The following is a 6,521-nucleotide window of genomic DNA, read 5'->3' as shown; positions in this document are numbered from 1 at the left end:
TATGATTGTGCAAGACATTACGGCTAAACATTAATTTAATCATGCTCGACTCTAGCTTAACCAATAAAAAACAGAGTATATCTTTTACCGCATCAGAACAAGGAATCGTCACAGCAACAAATTCACTTAAAAGGCTGGGCTTCGGATCGAAAGCCATGTTTGCAGAATCTCAGAGACTATCTCGTAGTACAATCACAAGATTTTTTAAGGGTCAGCCAATTCATCTGGATTCCTTTAAACGGATATGTAACGAGCTGCAATTGAATTGGAGCGAAATAGCAGAAGATCTAGAACGGTCATCAGACTGGTTAATCATTTGGGGAGCCACGAAGACGGCAGAGTTACTATTTCAACCGATTCTAGAAGAATTTGCAAAGGATACTGGAAAGGATTTCGCTAAAGATTTTTTTAGAGACGCGCTGAAAAAAGTTATTCATTTACCCGAACAAGATGTACTCAAAGAAGCTTACGGTAAAGCTCTCAAGGAATTTTTGCAACTAATAGAGCAAGAATTGATCGATAACCATTGTCAAGATAATCAGATTAGAGAATATATCAATCCTCTTAAACATTTTTTTGTTCGAGAAGATGTTGCGGCTGTTCTGGGACATGCATTTGAATTAGATTGTAAATCGATCGATACCCGCATCATCAACGAAACCTGGAAAGAACTAACTGCGCCGTCACTACCAGAAGATTTTGACTGGGAGCTAGTCAGCAAACTCTATGTCAGAGCAATTAAGAAGATAATTAATGACTCCGAAAAACTCCGATCGATCCATACCGCACAAGCTCAGATAGAGACAGCATCAAGCATTAAAGATTTAGTTGGGATTCCCCCAGAGTTTAATTTACGGACTTATGCCGAGGGATTGCAGGAGCAATATGGCACCGTCAAACTAGAGTCTCTGGATACAACTGGCGTATATTATAGCGATCTCAAACTGTGGAAAATATTCATCCCTCAAAATGTGCGCGAATGTCAGGAATTTTTGCCACAGGTGTATGAATTGCCCAAAGAACACGGGCGGAGATTGCGCGACAAAGGACAAGTGGATGAAGCAGAAATTACCGAAGCCGAATTAGATCGGTATCATCGTGCCTATCGATCGCAAGTCAATCGATCGATCCTCGAAATTGTCGCTGGTAATTCTCCCGTCCAAAAGGTGGTGATTTTGGGCGATCCAGGTGCGGGTAAATCTTCGCTGTTGCAGTATTTAGCATTAATTTGGGCTGAATTACCGATTCGAGATTTAGCGGTGCCGCCAACGCCATTATTGGTGGAGTTGCGGACTTATGCCCGCGATCGACAGGCTGGGACATGCAAAGATATTCTCACCTTCCTGCATGGTGGCAATATTACTTGTAGACTAGACCAGCAGCAACTCCACGATAAACTCAAAGCGGGTCAGGCGATCGCGTTATTCGATGGTATCGATGAGGTATTCGATCCGGCATTGCGGGATGAAGTGGTGACGGATATTCACCGCTTCACCAATGATTATCCCCAAGTGCGGGTAATTGCGACATCGCGGTGGTTGGGTTATAAAGTACAAAAGCTTCGGGGTGCTGGCTTTCAACATTTCATGTTGCAAGATCTCGAAGACGAACAAATTGAAGGTTTTATCCAGCGATGGCACGATCTGACATTCCCCGTCGGTGCGGATAAAGAGCGTAAACGAGATCGATTGCAAAAGGCACTGCGCGAGTCAAAATCGATTCGGGAATTGGCAGGAAATCCGCTGCTACTGACGATGATGGCAATTCTCAATCGACATCAAGAATTACCACGCGATCGACCGGAGCTGTATAATCAAGCTTCGCGAGTGTTGTTGCATCAGTGGGATGTGGAAAGACTGCTCGAAGATCCGCAATTAAAAGACTGGAAAATCTCCCTCGACTATAAAGACAAACAAGGGATGCTACGCAAGGTTGCCCATCACATGCAATCGAGCGCGAAAGGTTTGGCTGGCAATATCATCAGTGCGACGGATCTTGAAAATATTCTGACAGACTATCTACGGGGCATTGTCGAAAAGGGCGAACCTCGGATGGTGGCTCGGCAGATGATTTATCAACTCCGTCACCGCAATTTTATTCTCTGTTATTTGGGGACGGATTCTTATGCTTTTGTGCATCAAGCTTTTTTAGAATATTTTTGTGCCTGGGAACTTGTTTGGCAGTTTGAGAAAGAAAAAACTCTGACGTTAGAACGGTTTAAAAATGAGGTGTTTGCTCCTCATTGGCAAGACGAGTCTTGGCATGAGGTTTTGCGGTTAATTTCTGGAACGCTCGATCCGAAGTTTGTGGCTGAGATGATTGATTATTTGCTAGCACAACAGGTGGACAAAAGTGTGTATTCACAACAGGAAACACTTTTACAGCGAAGAACAAGAGGGCGAAAGACTGCACTAAATAGTGCAAGAAAAAAAGTATTGAATAGACGAAATGAAGAATGGATAGAGATGAGCAACTTATTCCTGGCTGCAAAATGTTTTGCAGAAGTGAGAAACAAGCAAATAATTAGCTCTACATCAACCCAACTAATGAAAAGAATCCAGTCCGAAATCGAGAAAAGTAATTCTTATTCAATGGGTGTAGAAATGGCAACTGAGCTTATCTTTATACTTTCAACTATTTGGCAGGACAATGATGAAACATTACCATACTTGAAAAAGTGCCTAACAATGAGTAATGTTAATGTTCAACGTGCTGCAATTCAATCAATATCTCAAATCTGGCAAGACGAAACAGATATTTTACCGCTACTAAAACAATATCAATATGATAATATTTTAGATGTTCAACTTACAGCAGCTCAATCACAGAAGGCTCGATCTCAATCAAATACTTGAATTTTTGTACAATCTCGATCGAGGTAGTGATGAGAGAATTAACCCTCGTCAAGCTGCATTGAAAGCTATTGTTGAAGACTATCCCGATCGATCCAAAAATGACCCCGACGAACAGGTGCGGAAATTTGCTGAGGAACAATTAGTCATCTGGAGAGCTAGAACGGCATAACGGTGGTGTCAGATTGGATATCGATCGCCAGTTAGAGCTGGTTATAATTAAATATAGATCCAAATTCGATCGCAATCGATCGATATCACTATGGTCGATACCGCAACTAAAAAACTCACTAAAACCGAATTTTGGGCATTGTCAGATGCTGCCGAGATCGCCTATGAATTGATTGACGGCATTGCAGTACCTAAAATGTCTCCTAGATATTTTCATGCTCGATCTGCTCGGAAAATTCTAAACATTCTTGCAGAATGGGCTAAAGATCGCGGTCGTGCTGAAATGGAATGGGCATTCGATCTCAGTGAAGATTCTACACCAGTACCGGATTTAATCTATGTTTCCTTCGACAGGTTACCTGCAAGTTGGCATGAAAATGCGGCTTGTCCCGTTCCCCCCGAACTGGCGATTGAAATTATCTCACCCGGACAAACTTTCGGGCAAATGACCCAAAAAGCTAGTAACTATTTAGTTGGGGGTGTATTGCAAGTCTGGGTAGTAGATCCAGTCGCACAAAGTATAACGGTATTTTATCCCGTTCGCGTAGCGTCTCCTCTAGAGAATCGTGCCCCGGTAACTTATATGGGCGATGGCGTAATTACCGACGATTTCTTTCCCGAACTAGCGGTTGCGCTCGATCGGATATTTTAAGTTAGATCTAAATCTGTTGACTACACGACCTTTTTTTCGATCTGAAGTGCTAGATTTATTACTCGATCGAACTCAAAACAATCCTGACAAATATGCGCGGAAATTTACTGAAGAAGAATTAATAAAATGGCGATTGAGCTAAAGAGCTAAAATAGTGTTAGCTTGAGGTAATTTTTTTTCGATCGGCATTTCTTTTAGTTGATGATGTAAAACCACATCGATTACTCCCAATAATCTTGCCATCGATCGACAAATGCTTGCTTGAGTTTAGACATATATGCAGTAGTTTTAATCTTTGCCATCCATAAATCCTCTCCGCCAGTACCGCCTTTACAGATAACACCTTCCTCGACTCCATATTTTCCCGATCGCACATCTTCGGTAAATTCACCAGTTAATTTACCTTGGTAAACCACTCGCGCGATCGGTAGATGTTGGAAATCGGTGATAAATTGAAAAGGACTAATAAAACCAAACCCTTCTAACCACACATCAAATATTTTCACTTCTTTAACATCTTCGACTCGATGCAAGCCTGCAAAAGAATTAGCACCTAAAAATTCTCCAAATACCTTAATTTCTAGGACGTGCTGATATTGCGGTAAAGTGAGAAAAACTCGTTCTAGTTCGATCGCCCAATCTCGATCGAATACAGCAACACATTCGCTCAAATGTTGATGTTTAGCTGTGAATTCGGCAATTCCAACCTCGGTAAGATTAAATATATCTCGCCTAGTACCGAAAGCGTGCCAACCAAAATCCCGATCCCAATCCCAATGCAGATTGGTACCATCATATTTTTCAAACGCGACACATTTCCCATCGGGGCAATTGCGACTATCGGGAATTTTAGGATAATAAAGCACTGTTTACTCCTTACTTCTTACTTCTTTCTCCCATGCTCGAACATTATCAAGACTATACAATTCGATCGTGGGAACCGAAAGATCGGCTGGCGGCGGCTAATGTTATCGAGCAGGCGTTGGCGGAATATGGGTTGAGATGGGAGCCAGATGGCGCGGATGGCGACGTGTTGGCAATAGAGGAATATTATCTCGATCGCGGGGGCGAATTTTGGGTAATTGAGAGCCAAGGCGATATTGTCGGTACGAGTGCCTATTATCCCTGTTTGCATACAGCCGATTCGCATTCAAATCGCGGCAGTAAGGCGATCGAAATTCGGAAAATGTACTTACACTCCAAAGCTAGGGGAAAAGGCTTGGGGAGGTATTTGTTAGGGAGATTGGAGCGGGCAATTTTCGATCGCGGCTACCGTGAAATCTGGATCGAAACTGCCAGTATTTTAGCAGAGGCTGTAAAACTATATGAGGCAAATGGCTATCTACTCGCCACAGGTGTCGAGACGGCTAGATGCGATCGAGTTTATGTCAAAATACTTCCATCTAATCTCACTCTAATCTTTGGTAGGGGCAATTCATGAAGCGGCGGTTTTATATCTCCTGTCGGAGAGGCTACGCCAACGGAGGTTCCCTCCGAATAAAAAACCGACAAGACAGCGATTTGCGCTCGTCGGGTTTCCCGACGGTTTAGCGAAAAGTGCGTTCTTGGGGTTTCCCCAAGTAAAGCACCTTTTCAAGACAGCAAATCAAGACATTGCCCCTACCGAAGATTGGAGTGAGAGTCATTTAGTGAGTACTAATACACCCATCATCCCACTGGCGATCGGATAATGAATTGCATGACTAAATCCAGCGGTTAATCCTAACTGTACCTGCTCTGCGCCTGTGGGGAATCGATCGAGACTAGGGTTTAGATAAGCATACTCATCCATCATCCCTAATTGAGTCGCTTTGGGTACGACAATGCGATCGAGATACCATTGTTGAAAGCGACGAACGATCTGACTGTCGGGGCGATGAAAATCGAGAATAGCCACCTTCGCACCGGGTTTTAAAACGCGATCTAATTCTGCCAGACAGCGCGGAATATCGGTCACATTTCGCAAACCATAACCCATCGTCGCCGCATCAAAATAATTATCGGCAAATGGTAAATTTAGCGCATCGGCTTCTACCCAATCGATGCAATTTAGGGGTGGATAAACTCCCTCGATCTTCGCTGCTGCATTGGCTAGTTGTGCGGGTGCAAAATCGGCCCCGATAACAGTCCCATTAGATCCCACCCGTTTAGCTAAAAGTTGAGTGAGATCGCCACTACCACAACACAAATCCAGGCAAGTATCTCCAGGGTTGGCATCACTCCAAGATACTGCCATTTGCTTCCAAACCCAATGCAGCCCCAAGCTGAGATCGTTATTGAGTCGATCGTACACAGGTGCGATTCGATTGAAGATTGCTTGAATATCTGTAGATGTATAATTAAATTGAGTTGGCATCACTAATTTATTAAACTTAAAATATTAACAATCTAAGCACTCATTTCCGAAGTCGGAATTTGACTTACTGCCAATTTTTCAGCATCGAGTCTACGTTTGCGTGCATATAGTTGAATTGTGGCTGCCATTAACACCACCAATCCGACAATTAAATAACCAGTAATATCGGTAGGTAAATTATTTTGAAATATGGCTAATAAGACGATCGCGACTAAAAACAAAGTCGGTAATTCATTCAGCCCACGCAACTGCTGACTGTTCCATTTACATTCATCTACTGCTAACTTCTTCATCAAGCTCTTACAATAATGATGATAGCCAATTAATAGAACCACTAAACCGATTTTAATATGTAACCAACGTTGATGGATTATTTCTGGCTCTGTAGAAATAATCCCGATCGCCATTGCGATCGTCACTAACATTCCCGGCGTAGTAATAATACTATAGAGCCGCTTTTCCATAATCTGATACTGCTCTTTTAGAATGC

Annotated in this window: 8 protein-coding genes; 5 read left to right on the top strand and 3 right to left on the bottom strand. The window is 42.8% G+C overall.

Features of this window, described 5'->3' with window-relative positions; genetic code table 11:
• Window positions 1-260 precede the first annotated feature (260 nt).
• The 4 genes from RMO79_RS10180 (at window position 261) to RMO79_RS10165 (ending at window position 3,817) form a co-directional block, all read left to right on the top strand.
• Window positions 261-2,855, top strand: coding sequence for an NACHT domain-containing protein (locus RMO79_RS10180; RefSeq protein WP_310483033.1), 2,595 nt, complete (start codon window positions 261-263; stop codon window positions 2,853-2,855).
• On the top strand, window positions 2,800-3,024 hold the full coding sequence (locus RMO79_RS10175; protein ID WP_310483032.1) for a hypothetical protein: 225 nt from the start codon (window positions 2,800-2,802) through the stop codon (window positions 3,022-3,024). Before RMO79_RS10180 ends, RMO79_RS10175 begins: the two co-directional genes overlap by 56 nt.
• Before the next feature lie 90 nt (window positions 3,025-3,114).
• Window positions 3,115-3,675, top strand: coding sequence for a Uma2 family endonuclease (locus RMO79_RS10170; RefSeq protein ID WP_310483031.1), 561 nt, complete (start codon window positions 3,115-3,117; stop codon window positions 3,673-3,675).
• Between the two features lie 16 nt (window positions 3,676-3,691).
• Window positions 3,692-3,817 (top strand): hypothetical protein, encoded by a 126-nt coding sequence (locus RMO79_RS10165; protein WP_310483030.1) that lies wholly within the window; start codon window positions 3,692-3,694, stop codon window positions 3,815-3,817.
• 79 nt (window positions 3,818-3,896) lie between these two features.
• On the opposite strand, the gene RMO79_RS10160 is transcribed toward RMO79_RS10165, so the two are convergent.
• Window positions 3,897-4,541: an RNA ligase family protein gene (locus RMO79_RS10160; RefSeq protein ID WP_310483029.1), complete on the bottom strand. Its 645-nt coding sequence runs from the start codon at window positions 4,539-4,541 to the stop codon at window positions 3,897-3,899.
• 32 nt (window positions 4,542-4,573) lie between these two features.
• Between RMO79_RS10160 and RMO79_RS10155 the strand changes: the two genes are divergently transcribed.
• Window positions 4,574-5,116 (top strand): GNAT family N-acetyltransferase, encoded by a 543-nt coding sequence (locus RMO79_RS10155; RefSeq protein WP_310483028.1) that lies wholly within the window; start codon window positions 4,574-4,576, stop codon window positions 5,114-5,116.
• A 201-nt stretch (window positions 5,117-5,317) separates the two neighbouring features.
• Here RMO79_RS10155 and ubiE read toward each other — a convergent pair whose 3' ends face one another.
• Entirely contained in the window at window positions 5,318-6,031 is a 714-nt protein-coding gene (gene ubiE, locus RMO79_RS10150) for a bifunctional demethylmenaquinone methyltransferase/2-methoxy-6-polyprenyl-1,4-benzoquinol methylase UbiE (RefSeq protein WP_310483027.1), read from the bottom strand.
• Between the two features lie 32 nt (window positions 6,032-6,063).
• On the bottom strand, window positions 6,064-6,521 hold a 458-nt coding region (locus RMO79_RS10145), incomplete at its 5' end, for a CopD family protein (RefSeq protein ID WP_310483026.1).

This window comes from Chamaesiphon sp. VAR_48_metabat_403 (assembly GCF_031422475.1).
Lineage (GTDB): Bacteria > Cyanobacteriota > Cyanobacteriia > Cyanobacteriales > Chamaesiphonaceae > Chamaesiphon.
The sequence above is the reverse complement of the archived record's forward strand: the minus strand, read 5'-3'. Positions and strand labels throughout refer to the sequence as shown.

What these genes read in the sequence shown, in the direction of transcription:
- RMO79_RS10175 (WP_310483032.1), top strand. Translation starts at nt 2,800, where the DNA reads ATGTTCAACTTACAGCAGCTCAATCACAGAAGGCTCGATCTCAATCAA.
- RMO79_RS10170 (WP_310483031.1), top strand. Translation starts at nt 3,115, where the DNA reads ATGGTCGATACCGCAACTAAAAAACTCACTAAAACCGAATTTTGGGCA.
- RMO79_RS10155 (WP_310483028.1), top strand. Translation starts at nt 4,574, where the DNA reads ATGCTCGAACATTATCAAGACTATACAATTCGATCGTGGGAACCGAAA.
- ubiE (WP_310483027.1), bottom strand. Translation starts at nt 6,031, where the DNA reads ATGCCAACTCAATTTAATTATACATCTACAGATATTCAAGCAATCTTC.